Annotated in this window: 20 protein-coding genes; 7 read left to right on the top strand and 13 right to left on the bottom strand. The window is 37.5% G+C overall.

Translation table 11 applies throughout. The features are described from left to right. The first annotated feature begins 144 nt into the window (after positions 1-144). From PCY70_RS07800 to PCY70_RS07775, 6 genes are all read left to right on the top strand, one after another. Complete coding sequence (locus tag PCY70_RS07800) at positions 145-369, top strand: hypothetical protein (protein WP_305766915.1); 225 nt, start codon at positions 145-147, stop codon at positions 367-369. Between the two features lie 117 nt (positions 370-486). Further along, positions 487-1,542, top strand: coding sequence for a uroporphyrinogen decarboxylase family protein (locus PCY70_RS07795; RefSeq protein ID WP_305766914.1), 1,056 nt, complete (start codon positions 487-489; stop codon positions 1,540-1,542). A 166-nt stretch (positions 1,543-1,708) separates the two neighbouring features. Continuing rightward, complete coding sequence (locus PCY70_RS07790) at positions 1,709-2,632, top strand: ABC transporter permease (RefSeq protein ID WP_305766913.1); 924 nt, start codon at positions 1,709-1,711, stop codon at positions 2,630-2,632. Between the two features lie 15 nt (positions 2,633-2,647). Continuing rightward, entirely contained in the window at positions 2,648-3,529 is an 882-nt protein-coding gene (locus tag PCY70_RS07785; protein ID WP_010166171.1) for a carbohydrate ABC transporter permease, read from the top strand. 15 nt (positions 3,530-3,544) lie between these two features. Further along, positions 3,545-5,167, top strand: a complete 1,623-nt coding sequence (locus PCY70_RS07780; RefSeq protein WP_305766912.1) for an extracellular solute-binding protein — start codon at positions 3,545-3,547, stop codon at positions 5,165-5,167. Positions 5,168-5,315: 148 nt separating this feature from the next. Beyond that, on the top strand, positions 5,316-6,260 hold the full coding sequence (locus PCY70_RS07775; RefSeq protein WP_010166167.1) for a 1-phosphofructokinase family hexose kinase: 945 nt from the start codon (positions 5,316-5,318) through the stop codon (positions 6,258-6,260). Here the strand turns inward: PCY70_RS07775 and PCY70_RS07770 are convergent. The 12 genes from PCY70_RS07770 to PCY70_RS07715 form a co-directional block, all read right to left on the bottom strand. Further along, on the bottom strand, positions 6,249-6,956 hold the full coding sequence (locus PCY70_RS07770; protein WP_305768958.1) for a gamma-glutamyl-gamma-aminobutyrate hydrolase family protein: 708 nt from the start codon (positions 6,954-6,956) through the stop codon (positions 6,249-6,251). The two genes, PCY70_RS07775 and PCY70_RS07770, sit on opposite strands and share 12 nt — an antisense overlap. Before the next feature lie 74 nt (positions 6,957-7,030). Next, positions 7,031-7,360: a hypothetical protein gene (locus PCY70_RS07765; protein WP_305766911.1), complete on the bottom strand. Its 330-nt coding sequence runs from the start codon at positions 7,358-7,360 to the stop codon at positions 7,031-7,033. Between the two features lie 21 nt (positions 7,361-7,381). Continuing rightward, the gene (locus PCY70_RS07760; RefSeq protein ID WP_330696955.1) at positions 7,382-8,416 is read right to left on the bottom strand and encodes an ABC transporter substrate-binding protein; all 1,035 of its coding nucleotides are present in this window, start codon (positions 8,414-8,416) and stop codon (positions 7,382-7,384) included. Beyond that, positions 8,413-9,198, bottom strand: a complete 786-nt coding sequence (locus PCY70_RS07755) for an ABC transporter permease (RefSeq protein ID WP_305766910.1) — start codon at positions 9,196-9,198, stop codon at positions 8,413-8,415. The genes PCY70_RS07760 and PCY70_RS07755 overlap by 4 nt, the downstream gene beginning before the upstream one ends. Next, entirely contained in the window at positions 9,198-9,326 is a 129-nt protein-coding gene (locus PCY70_RS07750; RefSeq protein WP_010166156.1) for a hypothetical protein, read from the bottom strand. The genes PCY70_RS07755 and PCY70_RS07750 overlap by 1 nt, the downstream gene beginning before the upstream one ends. Continuing rightward, positions 9,326-10,150, bottom strand: a complete 825-nt coding sequence (locus tag PCY70_RS07745) for an ABC transporter permease (RefSeq protein WP_305766909.1) — start codon at positions 10,148-10,150, stop codon at positions 9,326-9,328. Before PCY70_RS07745 ends, PCY70_RS07750 begins: the two co-directional genes overlap by 1 nt. Continuing rightward, on the bottom strand, positions 10,140-11,195 hold the full coding sequence (locus PCY70_RS07740) for an ABC transporter ATP-binding protein (protein WP_305766908.1): 1,056 nt from the start codon (positions 11,193-11,195) through the stop codon (positions 10,140-10,142). The genes PCY70_RS07745 and PCY70_RS07740 overlap by 11 nt, the downstream gene beginning before the upstream one ends. A 63-nt stretch (positions 11,196-11,258) precedes the next feature. Continuing rightward, complete coding sequence (locus tag PCY70_RS07735) at positions 11,259-11,930, bottom strand: hypothetical protein (protein ID WP_010166151.1); 672 nt, start codon at positions 11,928-11,930, stop codon at positions 11,259-11,261. A 67-nt stretch (positions 11,931-11,997) separates the two neighbouring features. Then, on the bottom strand, positions 11,998-13,143 hold the full coding sequence (locus PCY70_RS07730; RefSeq protein WP_305766907.1) for an iron-containing alcohol dehydrogenase: 1,146 nt from the start codon (positions 13,141-13,143) through the stop codon (positions 11,998-12,000). Between the two features lie 69 nt (positions 13,144-13,212). Then, a complete protein-coding gene (locus tag PCY70_RS07725) occupies positions 13,213-13,887 on the bottom strand; it encodes a C40 family peptidase (protein ID WP_305766906.1) in 675 nt (224 codons plus the stop codon). A gap of 111 nt (positions 13,888-13,998) precedes the next feature. Beyond that, positions 13,999-14,487 carry a tRNA (cytidine(34)-2'-O)-methyltransferase gene (locus tag PCY70_RS07720; RefSeq protein WP_305766905.1) on the bottom strand — a complete coding sequence of 163 codons (489 nt, stop codon included), beginning with the start codon at positions 14,485-14,487 and terminating at the stop codon, positions 13,999-14,001. A gap of 113 nt (positions 14,488-14,600) precedes the next feature. Then, positions 14,601-17,309, bottom strand: a complete 2,709-nt coding sequence (locus PCY70_RS07715; RefSeq protein WP_305766904.1) for a hypothetical protein — start codon at positions 17,307-17,309, stop codon at positions 14,601-14,603. An 844-nt stretch (positions 17,310-18,153) separates the two neighbouring features. Here PCY70_RS07715 and PCY70_RS07710 point away from each other — a divergent pair. Continuing rightward, positions 18,154-19,569: an ABC transporter substrate-binding protein gene (locus PCY70_RS07710; protein WP_305766903.1), complete on the top strand. Its 1,416-nt coding sequence runs from the start codon at positions 18,154-18,156 to the stop codon at positions 19,567-19,569. Between the two features lie 29 nt (positions 19,570-19,598). Here the strand turns inward: PCY70_RS07710 and PCY70_RS07705 are convergent, their stop codons facing one another. Next, entirely contained in the window at positions 19,599-21,353 is a 1,755-nt protein-coding gene (locus PCY70_RS07705; RefSeq protein ID WP_029488192.1) for an FAD-dependent oxidoreductase, read from the bottom strand. Positions 21,354-21,384: the final 31 nt, after the last annotated feature.

The raw sequence follows: 21,384 nt of genomic DNA, 5'->3' as shown, positions 1-21,384 counted from the left end.
GATAATGCTGGTAAATTTTCGGCAACTACCGCGGCTTATCATGATGATGCTTCTGATGATGCTGATAAATTTGATGACAGAGCCATTGATGTAACTGCTTTTGAAGAGTTTGTCGACGCTCACCTTCTGGAAGATAATGCCATTTTGGATTTTGTCGAACCCCCTGCTGACCTTGCGATTTCAGTATTCAGAGCCGAACATATCGACTCCGATTTGGCTGGCGAACTCAAAATTGCCAAAGTTATTAAACAACCTATTAACAAATCTGCTCTCAAACGCAAGTTCTACAAAACTTTAACTGTTCAGGCGTTAACTGTTGTAGCATGTTTGATGGTTATTAAACTAGTTAGCCAGGCATCGAAGCGCTAAGTTTTTAATTTTTATGGTCATGTACAGTAAATATTTTAAGTTTATAGTTAAAATTTATAATGTTTTGGGTGCTAATCGAGCTATAATATATGCAAGATAATATTAGGAGGGAACGATATGACCGGTAAGGAAATTTTTTTGGGGGCACTGAATTTTGAGGAAACACCCCGATTGCCTGTTGCAATTCTGGATGGATACACTTGGATTGTCAAGCGCGATCAAATCTCGCACAAGGATCTCCTCAATGCAGCAGATTTTGGAGCTTCTCATGTTATAAAAGCTTTTGATGAATTTGCAGTTGATAATGTATGCGCAAATGCTCATATATCGAATTTCTTTTTGAAATATATGGGAGGCGAAATCCAGTATGACAAAGTTGGAGAAGCATTTGAGATTAGCAAACCCCCGCTAAAAACTTTGGATGAGATCAAAAATTTTTCAGTAGATGAACTTATTAATCAGGCTTTGGCGGATGATGAGTTTGTTGCTGGCTTGAAGTTGATTCCGTTACTCAAAAAACATTACCCCCCCCCCCCCCCCTACCCCCGCGACGAGCGAGTTATTGTTGGAGTATCTTGGGGGCCATTCACCGTTGCTGGAATGATGGTGGGTGTCCAAAACTTCTTGACGCAAGCATATGATGACGAAGATAGCGCAGTGGCAATTATAGAATTTTCAACACAATTGATTGCTAGATTTGCCCAACTCTTGGTTGAATATGGCGCTGATGTTATTATGGTTGGGGACCCTGTTTCTTCTGGAGACATGATTAGCCCTGGAATGTTTGAGGAATATGCTCTGCCTTCTGTTACTGGAATGGTTGCAGCATTGAATAAGTTAAACGTTAAATATTTGTTGCATATTTGTGGCAATACCAGGGCTCGAATCAAACCTCTTTTGGATTCTGGAATCGCAGCTTTCTCTGTGGATACTCTCAATTTGGAAGAAGCGCTTCCGTTAACTAGAGGAAATTACGCTATTTGTGGAGACATGAATCCTTATGATGTGTTACAAATTAAAACTGCCGACGAAGTGTTTGAGCATTGCCTCGGGCGCGCCAAAGTTGCTGGACGAAGCGGAGGATTTTTGTTGATGCCAGGTTGCGATCTTGCACCCAACATTCCTTTGGCTAATATTCAGGCTATGGTTAACGCAGCGCACAGTTTTGTCTAATTATAAATTTTGATGGCCGGATTATTCTTGGCCATTTTTTTATTGCTATTTAAATAAGATTAGTAAAAATTTAATACTAAAAAAGCAAATATTTCACTTCACAAAATTTAATTTTGTATTATATAATATAAATATATATAAATTATATAAACGAAGGAGGGAGTTTATGGAGAAATCATCAAAAAAAAGTTTACTAAAAAAATTATGGGGGCAGAAATATTTGCAGCTAATGGTGCTTCCTGGAATTTTATGGATGTTCATTTTTAATTACATACCTATGTCAGGAATTGTGATAGCGTTTAAAGATTATAAAATTACACGATCAATATGGGAAGCCGATTGGGTGGGATTCGAGCATTTTATAGAGTTTTTTACTGATCCCAAGTTTTTTAACGTTATGACAAACACGTTAGGAATCAGCTTACTCAAATTATTGATAGGCTTTCCGCTACCTATTATTTTTGCAATACTTTTGAATGAAGTTAAAAATGCACGCTATAAAAAATCTATTCAAACGATTTCATATTTGCCACACTTTATTTCGTGGGTGGTGCTTGGAGGACTATTGATCACTTGGCTTTCTGAGACTGGGATGATCAACGAAATTCTCGTTGCAATTGGAATCATAGATGCTCCGATCGCATTTTTGGCGGATCCGAAGTATTTTTGGGGACTCACTATAATTTCTGATACTTGGAAGGAGCTGGGTTGGTCTGCAATTATATATTTGGCAGCCATATCTGGAATCGATCAACAAATGTATGAGGCAGCTTCGATCGATGGCGCAACCAAGATTCAAAAAATATGGCACATTACTGTTCCTGCAATCAAAGGCACTATCGCGGTGATGTTCATCTTAGCAGTGGCCGGAATGTTAAATTCCAATTTTGACCAAATTTTCTTACTAGGCAATGTACTAAACGCAGATGCTAGCCAGGTGATCGACACTTATGTTTATGAAATGGGTATGCGTGCGGGAAGATATTCTTATGCAACTGCTATCGGATTGTTCAAATCTGTTATTGCTATGATTTTATTAATTATCGCTAACTTTACGACAAAAAAATTACAAGGGCGTTCATTATTCTAAAAAAGGAGGGAAAGTATGAGACGATCAAATCGAACCAATGGTGAAATTGTATTTGACTGCGTAAACAATGTTTTAATGTTATTCATCTGTTTTATCACGCTATATCCAATTTGGTATATCCTAGTTAACTCATTTAACGAGGGCGCAGATGCCATGTTAGGGGGCATATTTTGGTGGCCACGCAAATTTACCATTGAAAACTATACAGCGGTATTTGCAAACACTGGGCTTATGAAGTCATTTGGCGTCACCATTGCAAGAACTCTGGTTGGCACAGTGACAAATGTGCTTTTTACTGCAATGGTTGCCTACCCACTTTCTAAGAGTAATTTAATAGGACGCAAGTTCTACATAGCTATGGGTACAGTCACAATGTTTTTTAGCGGGGGCTTAATACCAGCGTTCTTGCTATATAAAAATTTGGGGCTATTAGATAGCTTTTGGATATATATTTGGCCATCGTTATTCAACTTTTTTAACTTAATAATTTTCGTAAACTTCTTCAAAGAAATTCCAAGCGCACTAGAGGAGTCGTCATCTATAGATGGTGCCAACGACCTTGTCATCTTCTTTAGAATCATATTGCCTTTATCGAAGCCAGTCCTTGCAACCATCGCATTATTTACTGGTGTCTATCACTGGAATGACTACTTTTCGGGAGTAATTTATATAAATGATGCCGACTTGCAACCTGTCCAAACGTTCTTATATCGCATAGTTGCCGAATCTGGCTCAAATCAAATGGTCGCTTCTGCCACAAATGTCGTCAAAACTACAACTTCCCTTGCAATCAAATTGTCTACTATGGTTATCACGACGTTCCCTATAATTTGTGTATACCCTTTCTTGCAAAAATATTTTGTTAAAGGAATGCTTATCGGAGCTGTTAAAGAATAAAAGGAGGATTTAGATATGAAGAAAAATTTATTTTTATTAGGATTGATAGGAATGACGTTGCTTGTGGGATGCGGATCTGATGATTCTTCGAGTACAGAATTGACAGCACCAGAATATGCCGTTTCTGCAGATATCCCTGGTTGGACTTTTAATAATGAACCCACAGAATTAGACTGGTATGTCAACTTTTCTTGGTTTACGACACCTTGGGGAGAGGATATGACTTCTCAAAAGATTACAGAGGAAACCGGCGTTACAGTCAACTTTGTAGTTCCAGCTGGCAACGAAGCAGAAAAATTAAACACGATGATTGCTTCTGATACATTACCAGACATTATTACACTCGGCTGGTGGGAAGGACAAATTCCAGAGATTATAGACGCCGAGATGGTCTATGCGTTAGATGAGCTTGCACAAATGTATGACCCATATTTCTTTGAAGTTACTAATGATTCTAGAGTGGGCTGGTATACTAGTGCAGATGGGCATTTATACCAATATCCAAATTCATCCTATACACCAGAAGACTATGAGATGTACGATAACATTGCAGCAAACCCAATCTTTGCAGTACGAAAGGATATGTACGAAGCTCTTGGCAGCCCTGATATGTCCACTCCAGAGGGCTTTTTGGATGCGCTTAGTGCGGCACAAGAAATGTTCCCCGAAGTGAATGGGCAACCTCTTATTCCTTTTGGTGCCAATGGATTTAGCTCAGTTGGGAACACATCTTTAGATGTATGGCTGCAAGACTTCTTGGCTATTCCATTTGAGAAAGACGGAAAATTATATGATAGAACTACAGATCCAGAATATATTATTTGGTTGAAAACTCTCAATCAGGCTTGGAGAGATGGTTTAATAGCCAATGATGTATTTATTGATGGCAGGCCGCAAATGGAAGAAAAGCAAGCTCAGGGTCGCTACTTCTCTATGCTATATCAGCGCACCGACTTTGCCGCGCAGCAACAAATTCTTTTTGCAAATGATCCAGACACTGTTTATTTAGCAATTGATGGGCCAAAGAATTCTGCAGGAGATGACCACGTGCTTCCTGGCGTTGGCATCCAAGGTTGGACCGTTACTTTAATTTCTAAAAATTGTGAAGAACCCGATCGTGCCATCCAATTTTTAAGCTATATGATGAGTGAGCATGGACAAAAGCTCATCAAACTCGGAATAGAAGGTGAGATGTATGACGTGGTAGATGGTGAACATATCACTAAACCAGAAGTCACCGAACTACTTATGTCTGATCGAGTTTCCTATGATAGGAAATATGGAGCTGAGGACACCTTCTGGATGCTTCAAGATCTCCCTATGCAACTTCAATGGAGCTCTCCAACGCAAGAACCGCTGGCACAACTCGAAGAATGGGCGTATCCTTATACTGTCTTTGCATCACAATACGGCGGGCTCACTGCTCCTATCGGCTCTGAAGAAGAAAAGATTGCGCTAAAAGTGGGAACTCTATGGGGCGAAACTTTACCGGCGCTGATTCGTGCAGCAGATGAAGCAACGTTTGATCAGATATTTGCCGACTTTGTTGCAGAACGCGATGCTCTGGGCTTTGACCAACTCGTCGCATTGCAACAAGAAATTGTGGATACAAACAAAGCTAAGTTAGGTCTCAAATAATAATTTTTATGAGGGGGATAGCAATCTCCCTTATTTTGTTGCACTCATTTCTTATATATAGTAAAAGTTTTGTTATTTCGTACATTGAAAATTGGGTAGCTTTATATTAGAATGTACACACTATAACTTTTAATTGGAGGTCATATTTATGATTTTAACAGTAACACTAAACGCGGCAATTGACAAAAGATATGTTATCGACAAGTTTCAGGTTGGTGAAGTAAACCGTACAACAAGCACCCAAGCTAGTGCTGGAGGAAAAGGACTCAACGTCGCTAGAGTCTGTCATTTATTGGGCGAGCCTGTTATTGCCACTGGTTTTGTTGGTGGATTTTCTGGACAGTATATAGAAAATGAGATCAAAAAACTAGGCATTGAAGCTGAATTCTGCTATGTGGATGGCGAAAGTCGTACTTGCATCAATATGTATGACAAAGCTACCGGCGTTCAAACCGAAGTGCTCGAAGGTGGCATTACTGTTACTGCTGCAGACGAAGAAAGATTTAAAGATATGTATTCCAAGCTGGTTGATAAATGCAATATTGTTGCTATATCGGGAAGCGTACCCACCGGCTCTTCACCTGCAATTTATAACGAGCTTGTTGCTATTGCCAAGGCCAAGGGCAAGAAGGTACTTCTCGATACTAGCAAAGACTATTTAAAATCTGCTTTAGATTCAGATATAAAGCCTACTATGATTAAACCTAACACCGACGAGCTTGCCTACCTTTTAGACAAAACAAGTATCTCCACAGAGGAAGCTATTTCCGCTGCCAAAAACCTCTTTGACAAAGGCATTGAGCTGGTGGTTATTTCTATGGGCAAAGACGGTAGCGTTGTAGCATATGAAAATCAACTTTACAATATCGTTATCCCAGCTGTTAAAACCGTAAACTCTGTTGGATGTGGTGACTCTATGATTGCAGGCTTTGCGGCAGGTCTAAATAGAGGACTTCCAATAGCGCAGATTATAAAACTTGCTAGTGCAAGCGGAACTTCTAATGCACTCAGCGAAGCAACTGGCTTTGTAGATCCAGCACAAGTCGAGGAACTTAGTAAACAAGTCGTTGTCGAAAAATTATCAATGATCTAAGCAGCTATCTATCAAGGCTTCAAATAATTTGTTCATTATACTATGATTATATACCATAATTTCTGGGTGCCATTGCACTCCAATACAAAATTTTGAGGTTAAACTTTCTACCGCCTCTACTATTCCGTCTGATGCTACTGCGCTTATCATAAGTTTGGGGCTTAGAGTAGAGATAGATTGGTGGTGGAAGCTATTGACCAACATGTTTTCTCCAAAAAGTTTATAAAGCTTACTTCCCTTTTGAAAATATACTTTATGGCACAAGTCGTGTCTTTTCCCTGATTGTCTATGCAACAATACGTTCTCACTATGGTAGCTTACGTCTTGATATACGCTTCCTCCAAGTGCTATATTTAAAACTTGAGCCCCTCTGCAAATTCCAAGAAACGGCTTATCTTGTTCAACTATTTCTTTTGTTATACGCAAATGGTATTCATCCACTTTTTCATCACATTGTCCCAATTTTATCAACGGCTCTTCGCCATATAGATGAGGCGTCACATCATCCCCTCCTGGCATTAAAAATCCATCGCAATGGCTAACTTGTCTCACAATTTTATCCTGATCTGTAGTATGTGGCAATAGTACAACAAACGCTCCTATCTTTTCTATTGCTTGTATATATTCTGTGCTTAAGTAATATGATTCTTTTGTCGGTGTAGTCATCGTCGCTAACGGTATTCCAATAATTGGCATCAAAATATCTCCCTCCCTAAACCATGTAGTAGTATAAAGAGCTACAGCAACACATACCATAGCTCCAAAAAATTTCATTTACTTTGCTGTTTCTTTTTGATGTATAACCACACCAAAACTATAGACTGAATTACACTAAATACCATAAATACAATATTGATCACAAGCCCCGCAATTCCCACGCCACGATCTCTTGGATCTTTTTGACTGATCGCACCAAATACTGTTCCTACAATAGTAATTGGTATCCCGGCTATAGGAATTAACCATGCGACACTTGCAACTATTCCCAATATAAACGATGTCCACGCACTAGGATTTTCATCAAAAGTTTGGCTTAAGTGTGGCATCATATCCGTTGAATCATTAGTATCGTCTTGTTCTACAAGATATTCTTTATTCATTTGTACCTCCTTCTATTTCTCTTATTTGCTTGCAGCTTTCACTTCTGTCCAAATTCTCGAATATACCTCAAGAATGTCAGATGGATCATTAAACATTTCTAGATTTAATTCACTTAAATCTGGATAAGCAATTTCGCTATTCTTCATCTCGTCTGGAAGTAGAGCGCGGGCCTCAGAAATAGGCGTCGAATATCCAATATATTCCATATTAATTGCTGCGACATCAGGACGACACATAAAATCGATATATTTTAGAGCATTATCATAATTTTCACCGTTTTTAGGCACCACCATTGCATCCACAAAATAGTTTGTACCTTCTTTCGGAATTATATACTCAAGATCGGCATTATCTACTCTCATTATTTCTGCGTCTCCTGCCCAGGCCAACATCATCGCAGCTTCTCCATTAACCATCTTGCCTTTTCCTTCATCTCCCACATATGCTAAAACCAATTCTTTCTGTTCTACCAGCGCTTGTTTAGCTTCTTCTAGCTCTCCCAAATCTCTTGTGTTCATAGAATATCCCAACATCTTAAGCGCCACCATAATCGAATCTCGCTCGCTGTCATACATAAAAATTTGATTTTTGTATTTGGGATCCCACATATCTGCCCACTGATCAATTTCTCCATCTATCATAGTTGGATTATATACGATTCCCATAGTTCCCCAGCTGTATGGCACAGAATATTCATTGTTTGGATCATAGGGTAAATCTATAAATTCTCTATCTATCAAATCGTAGTTTGAAATCTGTGTTTTGTCTATCTTTGCAAGCAAGTCTTCATTTATCATTTTTTCGATCATATAGTCAGAAGGGATAATCACGTCATATGCCGCATTTCCATTCGCTACTTTTGCGTACATCTCTTCATTTGTTGGAAACACCTCATATATCACCTTAATGCCCGTTTCTTCTTCAAACATTCGATTGGTACTTTCATCAATATAATCGCCCCAATTATAAACTTTAACTACTTCTGCAGCTTCTCCACTGCATCCAGCCAAAGCTAGCATTAACCCCAAAGATAACAAAATACTAAATTTTTTCAATACTTTTGACCCCCCTCTAATCTTACTTTTCTACTTGCCTTAATATTTGTGATTGTTAAAATTGTTACAATTACCAAGAAAATCAATGTTGATACCGCATTAATTTCTGGACTCACCCCACGCCTTGCCATAGAATAAATTTGAATGGAAAGCGTATTTACTCCCGATGCTGTATTAAAAAAGCTTACTACAAAATCGTCGATCGACATCGTAAACGCAATAAACGCGCCTGCAATAACCCCAGGCATAATGTCTGGCAAAATTACTTTTCTAAAGGCATAAAACGGCGTTGCCCCCACATCTAGCGCTGCTTCATACATATTTGGATTTAACTGCATAAGCCTAGGCATTATCGACAATATTACATATGGCGTACTAAACGTAATATGCGACAGTATTAGTGTTGTTAACCCAAACGGTATTTGCAGTGTCGAATATAGCATCATCAGCGAAATACCAATTACGATATCTGGACTCAATAGCGGAATATACGTTACTGCCATTATGAGTCTTCGCTTTACCCCCCGAAGCTTATTGATTACTATCGCTGCCATAATTCCTATTATCGTTGAAATTATAGACGAAACTAATGCGACAATCAAGGTATATTTCAATGCAGATTGAAGGCTAGAATTTTGCATAATCTGTGTATACCAGTCTAAAGTAAAGCCTTGCCAACTTGTCGTTTTTGATGAATTAAATGAAAAGGCTATCAACACCAAAATCGGTGCGTATAAAATCGCTATGATTATCCCCAGATAAATTCTTTTCAAATTATTCACTATCTACGCTCCCCTCTATTCTTTGAAGAGTTCTTTCTAGCTGAATTAGCCGCCAATGCTATCAAAGCAACAGTAGGTGCGTATAGAACAGTCATAATTGCGCCTACATATTTTTTTTCATTATTCATTATACTAGTCCCCCCTTGTCCAGCGATTCATTCTTAGAGAAAAATACAATCGAAACTAGTATGATTGCCATCAAAATCATAGATAATGCAGAGCCAAATCCCCAGTTATTAGTTCTTGTAAATTGTTCTTCTATCATGTTTCCAATCAAAACTACCTGCCCACCACCTAGCAATCTAGTGATCATAAAAGTTGTCAGCGACGGCATAAATACCATGATCACGCCCGTAATTACTCCTGGCATCGACAACGGCAATATCACTCGCTTAAATGTTACAAATTTATTTGCACCAAGGTCATACGATGCCTCTATAAGCGCATTATCAATTTTAGAAATCGAATTATATATAGGCAAAATCATAAATGGAAAAAAGTTGTAGATCATCCCAAAAATTATCGCGCTTTCTCCATATAAAAATTGTTGCGTTGGTATTCCCAAAAAATTCAAAATAGTATTTACTACGCCTTTATTTTCTAGCAATATCATCCAAGCATATGTTCGCATCAGCGAGTTCATCCACATTGGTAAAACAATCAAAATAAGTATTATGGTTTTATTCGAAAACTCTTTTGAATTTAAAATCACCGCCAACGGATACGCTGCAACAAAACACACGATAGTTGTAATAAAAGCCAATCTAAACGATCTTAGCAACATGTCTACATATAGCGGATCCAAAAATTTAGCATAACTATCCAAACTGAAAATAAACTTACCATCTACTTGCTCTGTAAAACTATACACAATTAGCAAAATCAGAGGAATCATAACAAATATAAAACTCCATATTACATACGGGGCAATCAAATATTTTTTAGTATTCATTTTGACCCTCCTTACACATAATATGAATATCCTCCGGTTCTAAGTCCAAGCTTACACTTGCTCCAACAGGAAACATTTTTGTGGAGTGCGCTACAAATACCCTGTCTCCAGACTCAATTTCCATTTCATAATGTACACCTCTAAATGTAACTCCAACAACATTACCCGCCAACCTTCCAGTATCATCTACAAAAATTCGAAAATCTTCGGGTCTAATTACCACATCCACAGCAACGTTATTTCCAAAACCTGCATCAACACATTCAAATTCTATATCATCAAATTTCACCAAATAATCTCTTATCATAACCCCCTCTAATATATTACTCTCTCCAATAAAATCTGCCACAAAAGCATTTTCTGGCTCATTATATATATCTGCAGGAGATCCAATTTGCTGAATTTTTCCTCCCTTAAAAACAATGACGGTATCAGACATAGTTAGCGCTTCCTCTTGATCGTGCGTTACCAAAATAAATGTGATGCCTAGCTTTTTCTGAATTTTCTTCAATTCAATTTGCATACCTTTTCTAAGCTTCAAATCTAATGCTCCCAAAGGCTCATCCAGTAGCAATACTTCGGGTTCATTTACCAACGCACGTGCAATAGCCACCCTTTGCTGCTGCCCGCCACTTAACGAATTAACTTTTCGAGCTTCAAATCCTTGCAAATTTACTAACTGCAACATTTCTGTTACTTTTTGCTGAATAATAGCCTTATCTATTTTCTTAATATTGAGACCAAATGCTATATTTTCTGAAACATTCATATGTGGAAACAAGGCGTATTTTTGAAATACAGTATTAAGCTTTCTTTTGTATGGAGGGATGCCCTTAACCAATATGTTTTCAAAATAAACATCGCCTGCTGTTTGCTCTTCAAATCCTCCCAAAATCCTCAGCAATGTTGTTTTTCCGCAACCACTAGGTCCTAATAAAGTAACAAATTCATTTTTTCTTATGTTGATGTTTACGTCACTTAAAACCGGTATACCGTCTTCAAAAGTTTTCGATAAATTTTCTACTCTTATAATAAAGTCTTCCACTCTGTTCTCCTTTCTCGAAAAAGTTTCACAACTTTATTATACACTTATTTCCAGAATTGTAAATTACTGCAAAAGAATTAAAATAACTTCTAACCCTACCGTTTCCGGCGGATTTGAATTAGTAAATAATCCACTTGTAATTATACGCAATTCTTGACCTGTTTTTAATATATTTTTACTCAATAATGTAGTATCCTTGCTAGTTCGTATCTTAGTAAACTGATCTATATAAATTAAAAGTTCGTCAAATTTTTTGTCATCAATGGACGCATTACTTAACAAAATATATCCTTGCTTTAAATTTACTTCTTTTACAATTCCAATAGCCAATCCTTCTATTAAGGTACTAAGTCCTTTAAGGACCTCTATATTTTTTGCAACCAATCCATCTTCTAGTTGTTCATATTCTACAATTAATACCATATCTTTTTTTAAATTAGTGAATGCACAATTTTCATATAAAATTCTCGAAAAGATTTGCGTATCATTTGGAAGCTCAAAAGTTAATGGAGCATTAGTTGCAGTATCTAAAGTAAATAACCTTCTCGGATTAATTTGAACCTTTTTTATAATGACATTAGCAATTTGAGTTTCACCCTTTAACGCATTTTTCATTTTTTCTTCTGTCATGTCTCCTTCAGTTGCGTCCTTCACAACTGCTTCATCTTCTGGTATGCCCAAACAATAGCAATTCATAAATATAACCGTAAATAGCACAACAACAATCTTGCGCATAAATCCTCATTCCTTTCTAGATTTCTTATATAAAAAAAGGATACCACAACAAGGTATCCCAAAATTACTATCTAAAAGACTTTTCTAATATTTCGATTATATCTTCTGTTGTTAATTGACACCTATCAGTTGCAAAAAGACCTGGCATATCCTCTTGCGCATGCTTTGCATACTCTGCAAACAACTCTTTTACAATACCAAATTCACTCATTTTTAAATTATCTACTCCACAAGCCTTTTGCAGGCTAGCAAGCGCTTCCACAATATCGCCATTTTCATTTCCAAGTGCTTTTGCCATATCTATCATTCTATCTGGAACAACTTTATTGAAAAATTCAAAATATGCTAATGATACCATTATCAACCCTGCCCCATGAGGTAAGGCATGATGGAACCCCGAAAGAGCGTGCTCTATTGAATGCTCCGACGTACAAGATGATAAACTTTCTACAAACCCCGCATAGGTATTAGCAAGAGCAACGTATCCGCGAGCTTCTATGTCCTCTGGATTTTTCACTGCAATAGGAAGATATTTGCCCACCAATTTAATTGACTCAAGCGCAAATAAATCACTCATCACATTAGCCGTATTTGCTATATATCCTTCCAACGAATGAAATAGCGCATCGAACCCTTGATATGCTGTTAAATGTGCCGGAATAGAAACCATCAGTTTTGGATCCACTATGGAATATAACGGAAATGTTTTATCAAAATCTCCAAATCCAATTTTTTCCTTGCCATTTGTAATGACCATCCAAGGGTCGGCTTCTGTTCCTGTGCCTGCAGTTGTTGTTATCGCTATCATAGGTAATGGCATTTCTTTCATAGGATTTCCAAGGCCTGTGCCGCTTCCAATATAGTCCCACAAATCTCCATCGTTTGTACACATAATTGCAACTGCCTTCGCCGCATCTAAAGAAGACCCTCCTCCAAGCCCCACAATAAATCCACATTGATTCTCGCGTGCTATTTTTGAGGCTTCTCTCACAGACTCAACTGTTGGGTTTGGCTGTACTTTGTCGTATACTATCGACTCTCTTCCTGCCTCTTGCAAAAGATTTTTAACCCTATCCACATATCCTAGCCTAGTAGTTGAAGTTCCGCCAGTAACAATTAGAGCCTTTCCCTCCGGCAACGCCAGCTGCGCTAAATTGTCTAATGAATCCGGTCCAAAAAATATTTTCGTTGGCATATAATAACTAAAATTCATAAGTCCCTCCAAAATTAAAATAGTAACAGTTTAATACTATCAAACATTTTTAATTTTGCAAGGGGTCAATTAATGAATTACCCTAACACTTTTAACATAATTTTGAGAATAATACGGACTACTTAAGCTGCTAACCATAACGCCTTTTGTTCCGTCAGAATGGATAAATTTACCTTTATCCATATAAATTCCAACATGAGATATGTTTCCATTGTTAATCCCACTCGTATCGAAGAATACAAGATCTCCAGTTTCTAAATCGCTCTTTTCTACATAATCACCGTCATTTGCTTGCTGATACGAAATACGGCTGATCTCTATATCAAAAGCCCCATATACTCCCTTTGTAAATCCAGAGCAATCAACGCCTCTTGTAAGGCTGTTTCCACCCCAAACATATGGTGTTCCAATGAAGTTTAGGCCATAATTTATAATTTGCTCTCCCTTTGTAAATGTATTAGGAATATATTCCGCATAGTCAGTATCCACATATGTCGAACTAACCCAGGCCACATCTTCTGCAAATACAATTTGGTACCAGCCATTATTTTGGCCCAAAATTTTTACATCGCTAGTAGATACGGTATCTACAATATTGGCATTCAAATTCGGGCTCATTCTGATATTTACATTAGTATCTACCACAGTTCCACTAAATCCGATTGCTGCCGGAAAAATACTGTTCCCTAACGAAGGTATGTTAATCGTTATAGCAATTGCTGCTATTAAAAGAACTTTCTTCATGATTAAATCGTCTCCTAAAATTTGTAAAAATCTAAAAATCCACTCACAATTTTCATTATTTATCATATATTCCGAAATTATACATAAATATATAAACTTTTTTATAATTTTTTACAAATTCAATTGATGAAGATCTCCTTCAACTTCTAAATTTAAAAACTCATGTTGCCTTAACGCTTCATACAATATTACCGCCACACTGTTTGCCAAGTTTAACGATCTGATATCTTTTAGCATTGGTACTCTAATTGCAGTTTCTTTATGGTCTCGCAAAATTTCTTCCGGAATGCCTCCACTCTCTTTTCCAAACATTATCCACGCATCTGCTTCATATAATACGTCACTATATTTTTGCTTTGCTTTTGTCGTTGCCATATATATTTTCGGAAAATCATTTTGCACTAAAAATTCTGCAAAGTTACAATATCTTTTTATATTTAATTTGTCCCAATAATCCAGCCCCGCACGCCGCACATGCTTTTCATCTAGCTTAAATCCCAACGGCTCTATCAAATGCAAGGCTGCCCCTGTTGCTGCGCATGTCCTTGCTATTGCACCTGTATTATGCGGAATTTCTGGTTCTAAAAGTACTATGTTCATAACTATAACCTCACCTTATTTTTTTTTATCCATCATAGCACAAGTTACTGTAATAAACAACGAAAAAAGGCCAACTTGGTTGTTATTCCAAATCGACCCTTTATTTTTATAATCTATTTAAAATTTGCTATTAGCGTTCTTTCGGCTAATTCTACCATTCTCGCAAGCGCTTCGCTCGCCTTTGTAATTTCCTTTTCTGTTGCTAATGTAAATTCGCAAACATCTTTGGCATACTCAATCGCCAAAATTAATCCATCATAGGCTTCTTTATTAGAGCCAGACGTTGGCACTTCTGCTATTCTATCTCTAGTCCACATAGCGATAGCCGTCTCTGTGGCAAGCTCTAGTACATCTTCAGAAACCGGCGCGGCAGCTGCGTAGTCGTTTGTCATTTCTACATTGGCAATATACCCATGATTGGCTGGCAACGTAATCTTAATTTCATTCTCCGCCTTAACATATTCTGCTGGCACTACAACATCAACATAAGTATAGATTCTGCCAGGCTGATCCGTATGCCCCAAATCTACCAATACTCTATATCCATTTACATTTATCACCATATCTTCCTTAAATCCAGACGTATCACTTGCTATATTGATTCTTAGGTTTGCTGCGGTTAAATCTTCTGTATCACATTCCAAATTGAATGTTACTGGCGTGGTAGATGTAGGCACCAAAGTTTTGTCGCCATAATAAGTTTTCCGATACACCGTTTCCTCAAATTCTGGTGCCTTATCTAGCGTGATTTCAAATATGCTAGTCTCTTCCACGCGCATAGGCACATTTGTAATATCCTCTACCGGAATTTCTTCATGCACCAACTCTCCAAGCTCCAAATATGTGTGTTTGCGAGTTACATCCACAATTTTTGCGTCTCCCGTATCGATATCCAAATTAATATTCACTCGATTCGGATTCATATTATTTACTGCAACATACAGCTTATTTCCCTGCAAAACTGCATTGGTATCCACTCGATATTGATTGGATTTAACCGGTACAAATGCCCCTGCATATTCATCCCACAAATCCAAATAGTTCATCATAGGTGTCGGATTTTTTAATGCAGTATTTGCGTTTGCATACAGATATAGTGTGTCCTTAGAATCTGGTAACCAATTTTTCACTCCATACAAATATGGTACCATCATTTCTACCGTATCTGTCATATTCATAAATGTCATCATGTATGTGTTATAATTTTTGAGCTTTATCCAATAGTCGCGATCAGCATCTCCCTCATATAACGTCCCCTGCTCCGTAATTACAATCGGTTTTTCGTTGTCAGTCAGATACATATGGTTTTCAAATAAACTAAATATTGCCTCTAACCTTCCATCGGTATATCCTACATTATTACTACCCGTATCATTTAACACAACTGTCTCCGACTCATAAAAGTGATGCGAATAAAAATCTAGGTGACCTTTGGTATCATCCATAAACTTCATTATCGTTCTTGCCTTATTAAAGTCTCCGGCCTCTATCCCCATGCTTGCAGTTGATGGACCACCCACTAAGACTGTCTCATCTACCGCCTTTACCGCATCCGCAACCTGATTATGAAAATCTGCTAAATAGTCCCAGGCCTTATCTGGCTCAGTTTTGTGATACTCCCACTCGTTTGTAAGCGAAGACTCGTTTTTAACCTCCACATATTTCGGCCCTTCATCGGCATATTTTTGGTCTAACAATCTCATCGTTTCTGCTGCCAGTTCCGCGGCCGCATCAAAATGCTTAACTGCGGGAGTCCCCGCGCTTAAATCCACGTTGGGATCGTTTAGCATCCAAGATGGCCAGTCATTGAATGTCATTACATAGTCATCTCCAGTAAATGGAAATAATCTATTGGTTTTATCCACTATATCTTGATCAAATACAGTCAGCTTCTCCAGGTATGCATAGTCTGTATATCCTTCCCTTTCTTCATCGGCAGTCAACTTTGGAGCTTGCCCCGCTTTTATATCTTCTAAATGAGGGCCAAATCTAATTGTTCCTCGCCCCGGATAAAATCCATATTTAGACATTGGGATACTATTGGTCTTATCAACTGTAGATGTGTTTTTATTCATGTCAAAGCTAGAAATCGGCCCGCTTCCTATATGTAGTCGTTTAAATTTGTCTTCATCTAATTTTATTTCGCCTTCGATACTAAGATTTTTTGTGATATCAACATCTACTTTCACATCCAACGTTGGCTTATCTTCTCCTATCACTGTCCACGCAGTAATATCGTATTCGTTGATAACGCCCTGCTCCGCATATAAAACCATCTCATTTATCACTGCATTGCCTTTTAACACCATTTTATAGCCTTCATATATCGGCTCCCCATTATCATCAACGACTAATAGCGGATTGTCTAAGCCTATGGTAGTATTTGCCAACGTATTCGTTTTTAAATATCTGGTTGTCTTGGTACCGCTTCCATATGAACCACCTTTCCAGTCCATTGTTTCGCCTTTGGGATTTACGATTGTAATTTTGGTATTGGCAGATCCCTCTCCAGACATTCTGATATCATCAAAAAATCTTAATGCTTTTATAATATCTGCTGGCAAATCTACCGTTACTTCTCCATCCACAACAAGAGGCCCTTTTAAAAATTCTACACGACGTATTCTTTTTTCATCGCTATTTACTAATGTATAATACTGGGTTGGATATTTGTTTGCTAATTCTGATATAGTTGCAAAGTCTTTGAGGTTTAATTCCACTTCTGCAGGCAAATTTACTGTTTGTGCTTGCGTTATTGTTACAGAACCAAATCCCACAACTCCGCATAAAAGTAAAGCAAATAATTTATTTCTAAGTTTCATAATGTCCTCCTCCAAATATTGGTTTTATATGTATATAATAACAAATGGAATCACACATAGCAACCTCTTTCTTAAAATAAATACAACAAACAACCTCACTACATATTATAATTAACTTAACTTCATCATTTATACACAAATTTTTAGTATTATTAACTCAAGCAACTACATCAAGTGCAAAATTCGGTTCTCCATCGGACAACGATATTTATGTTACCCTCCAAAATTAATTTGTAACCGTTATATATCGAATCACTCTTACTGTCCGGTCAACCATCAGAAATTTTTCATTTCGCAACTTGGTTTGCTTTTAACATTTACTTTATTCATATTTTTTCTAAATAACTTTGAATATAACTCACAAAAATATATTTTTTTCTTTTTAATTATTAGACAAAACGTTTTTTCGTTTTTAAATATTATCAAATCAATTAGTACTTGTCTATAAAACAAATAAATTATTTATTAGCATATATGTATAATTCATCTTATTTTTTTTAGATATATTGCCTGTACAATACAATTTTTTTTTATTTTAGTTGTATATAATTCTAAATTGTGGCAATACTATGATTGTACCAAGTGTGAGGTACATCGCTAAATCCCCCCTCAACCTGGGTTTCATCCCCCGAAACCTGGGTTCTTTTTTTTGCCAAAAATTACTTGCCTTTTACATATAATTTGTGTATACTCCATATATTATTATATAATGATATCTATCAGAAGATTTGTACTAAATTTTAGTTTGTTGTATATATAATAGCTACATATTTTACTCTTTGAATATTCATTTCTACTATTGCCTTGTCAAAAATATTATATTTGTTCATAGGAGGTTTTTACAATGAAATTTACAAAAATTTTAGGTACTACACTTATAACGTCACTTTCCATCGGAATTCTTGCTGCTTGCAGTTCTGCCGAAGAGCCAACATCTACTACCGAGCCCGCATCAACCGTTACTGCACCTGCCGCTCCCGTTACTGCCGCTCCCGTTGCGACCAAACCCGAAGAAGTCCGAGATCTTGGCGGCCTTAATGTCACCATTGCAACTTGGGTCGATGTAAACGAACCCGAAGTAAAAGCTAGCGCACAAGAAGAAGCCCTCTGGGAGTATCGTCATGAAATGATGGAAAAACATAATTTCACTATCGAAGAAAAAGCTCTCGGAAAATGGAACACAACTCTTGAGTTGATGTCCACTTCTATGATTGCTGGTGATCCAGCGGCAGAAGTTTTTCACGTTTCTGCTGGATTTGTTAATTCCGTTATGAATAATAATTTAGCATACGACCTATCTACTCTTGATGAACTCGATCTAAATCACTGGAAGTGGGACTCTGCTGTTACCGACTTTTTAACTCGAGATGGTCAAACTTTTGGGGTGTTTCCAGATCAAACTCCAAACAGCTTTATCTTCTATAATAAACGGTTATTCGAAGACGCTGGATTAGACCCAGATCTTCCTTACGACCTTCAAGCATCTGGTGAATGGACTTGGGAAACCTTTGAAGAAATTTCTGATATATTAAGCCGCGATTTAGATTCTGATGGCATCAACGATACATATGCTATGAATAAAAACGCCGGAATATACGATTATGCTATTATCTCAAATGGCGGACAGATGGTTTCTAGAGATTCAAGCGGCAAATTTATCAATACGCTAAACACTCCCGAAAATATCGAGGCACTTACTTGGGCAGATAATTATTTAAAGCAAGATTATACTGTTTCTCCCAGCCATTGGAATGGTCATGAGCAACTATTTATTACTGGCCAAATCGCTATGATTGCTCACGATAAAGAAAAACTCCTATTATTCCAAGATATGGAAGACGATTACGGAATGGTTATTTTTCCAAAAGGTCCCGCTGCTGAAGACTATGTAGTAACCGGAACTGGTGCTGGTTGGTTTATCCCTAATACATACACTCCCGAACAAGCCGCCGATATCGCATTTGCTTTGGACATTTGGGCTTCTGAGCCTCCAGGATACGATGCCGAAGATGATTGGATGATGGAAGACTATAAATTATTCCGAGATGAACGCGCCGTTGAAGAGACAATGGCAAAAACTAAAGAGCCAGGCATTATGGTTCTCAACAACAGATCTCAGATCTCCGCTATCAATGCCAATGATTTATATCACCCAATGCTATATCAAGGAAGCACTCCAACAGAAGCTGTTGAGGCGGTGATGGGCATATTCGATTCTTCTATTGCAGTTGCAAATGGCGAAACCGTTATTGCTGAATAAATAAAACCCCCTATAATTAGGGGGCCTTTTTAATATACTCTAATTTCAAATATTGTTGCGCTTTCTGCTCCATTTGATGCGTAGCATTCCACTCTGATTGTTGTACATGTAATTTTTTTGCCCACCTTTAGATTTACTACTCTTTGATAGTTTCCTGTCACTTTCCACTCATGCACAACATCATTATCATTGTAACACATTACTTTAAAGTCTTTCAGCAATGTTGCTGGTACGCCTTTTTCTTGCTTAGCCAACATTTTCTCAAACATCGAAATTGTTATCTCTTTTTCTAAATTTGAATCCAACTTTAACTGAACTTCTTGTATTTTTACCTTTGAGCTCAAGTCTAGTTCTATCCATTGCGACGTTCTTAATGACTCAGATTTCCAACAATTAGATTTTCCATTAAACGGTCTTGCTACTCCATTTATTACATTTGTTGCCTCATATCCTTCCAATTCACTCGAACAATATATCATAGAATTTAATGCCTTATCTAGCATATCAGTATTTTTAAAATATGGTAAATAACAATCATCTTTTAGCAACTGCTGCTGCAACTTTGCTACACTCCTTATGTTTTTCGGCAATACTTCATCTTTGATACACATCGCAGCTGCTGTTCCAATTGCTTGCCCTACCACAGCACAGGTTCCCATAACTCGCGTCGAACTAAATGCCACGTGTGATGCGCTGATTGCTCTGCCTCCTACAAACAAGTTAAATATATTTTTAGAATATATACATCTATACGGTATAGTATAATTGTCTTGTAAATGAATTCCTACATTTGGTGGGTTCTCACTCTTTTCAAATCCACCCATAACATGCATGTCCAAACTCCATCCACCATAGGCAATAGCATCATCAAATATTTTTCCTGTCACACAATCATTTTCTATCAAAATGTAATCTCCTACCACTCGTCTAGATTCACGTTTTCCAGGCAAAAATCCCACCCAGTCTAAGTCCAAATTATCGGCACCATGATCTCCTCCGTTTTTGATATGATCCCACACTCCATAGACCGCTTTTAATAGATTGTCTCTGATTTCTTCCGCATCTTCTATTACCTTTTGCGCCGCGCCTCCCAGCTCAATCCACCAATATCCCGATTTAACATCATCATGTTTTCGCAATGCCAGATCTTCTTCTGTATACGTATTTGCCCATACCGGTTTTATAAACTCAACTTTTTCTCCTCTATCAACCGATTTAAACAACAGCGAGCTCCCCATAGTATATTCATCAGCTTTTTGCGGTGCGTATTTCTCATTAAAAGTTTCTTGAGCTTCTTGCCCTATCATATATTTGGCTCCCGCAAGTGCCGCAACCATCGCGTCTCCTGTCGCATCTACAAATATCTTTGCTGCTATATTAATGCTTTTTTCTGTTGTTAACTGAAAAGCAATTACACTACTAATACTCCAGTTATCTATTGTTATTGCTTTTACATGTGTATTCAAAAATAACGTAATATTTGGCTCCTGCGTTACTTTTTCCCACAATATCATATCAAATATGGCATATGAATTAAACTGATTTCGCTTCTTATGCTCTAGTAATATTTCTTCTATTATTCCAGTTTCTCTATCATTTTTTCTGCCGCCGCCTCGGCTTGCTCCGCATATATGCATTCTAATTTCAGAACTTGCATTTCCCCCCAAAACAGGCCTATCTTGAATCAATGCTACTGACACACCACCTCTTGCGGCAGCGATAGCCGCACAAATTCCACTCAAACCTCCACCTACTACCGCGACATCAAACTTCTTATTAATCATATATTTTTCTCTCCCCATCATCTTATATTAT

Source organism: Candidatus Epulonipiscium viviparus (genome assembly GCF_030708075.1).
GTDB classification, from domain to species: Bacteria; Bacillota; Clostridia; order Lachnospirales; family Cellulosilyticaceae; genus Epulonipiscioides; species Epulonipiscioides viviparus.
Note: the sequence above shows the minus strand (reverse complement) of the source record. Positions and strands in the feature narration are given on the sequence as shown.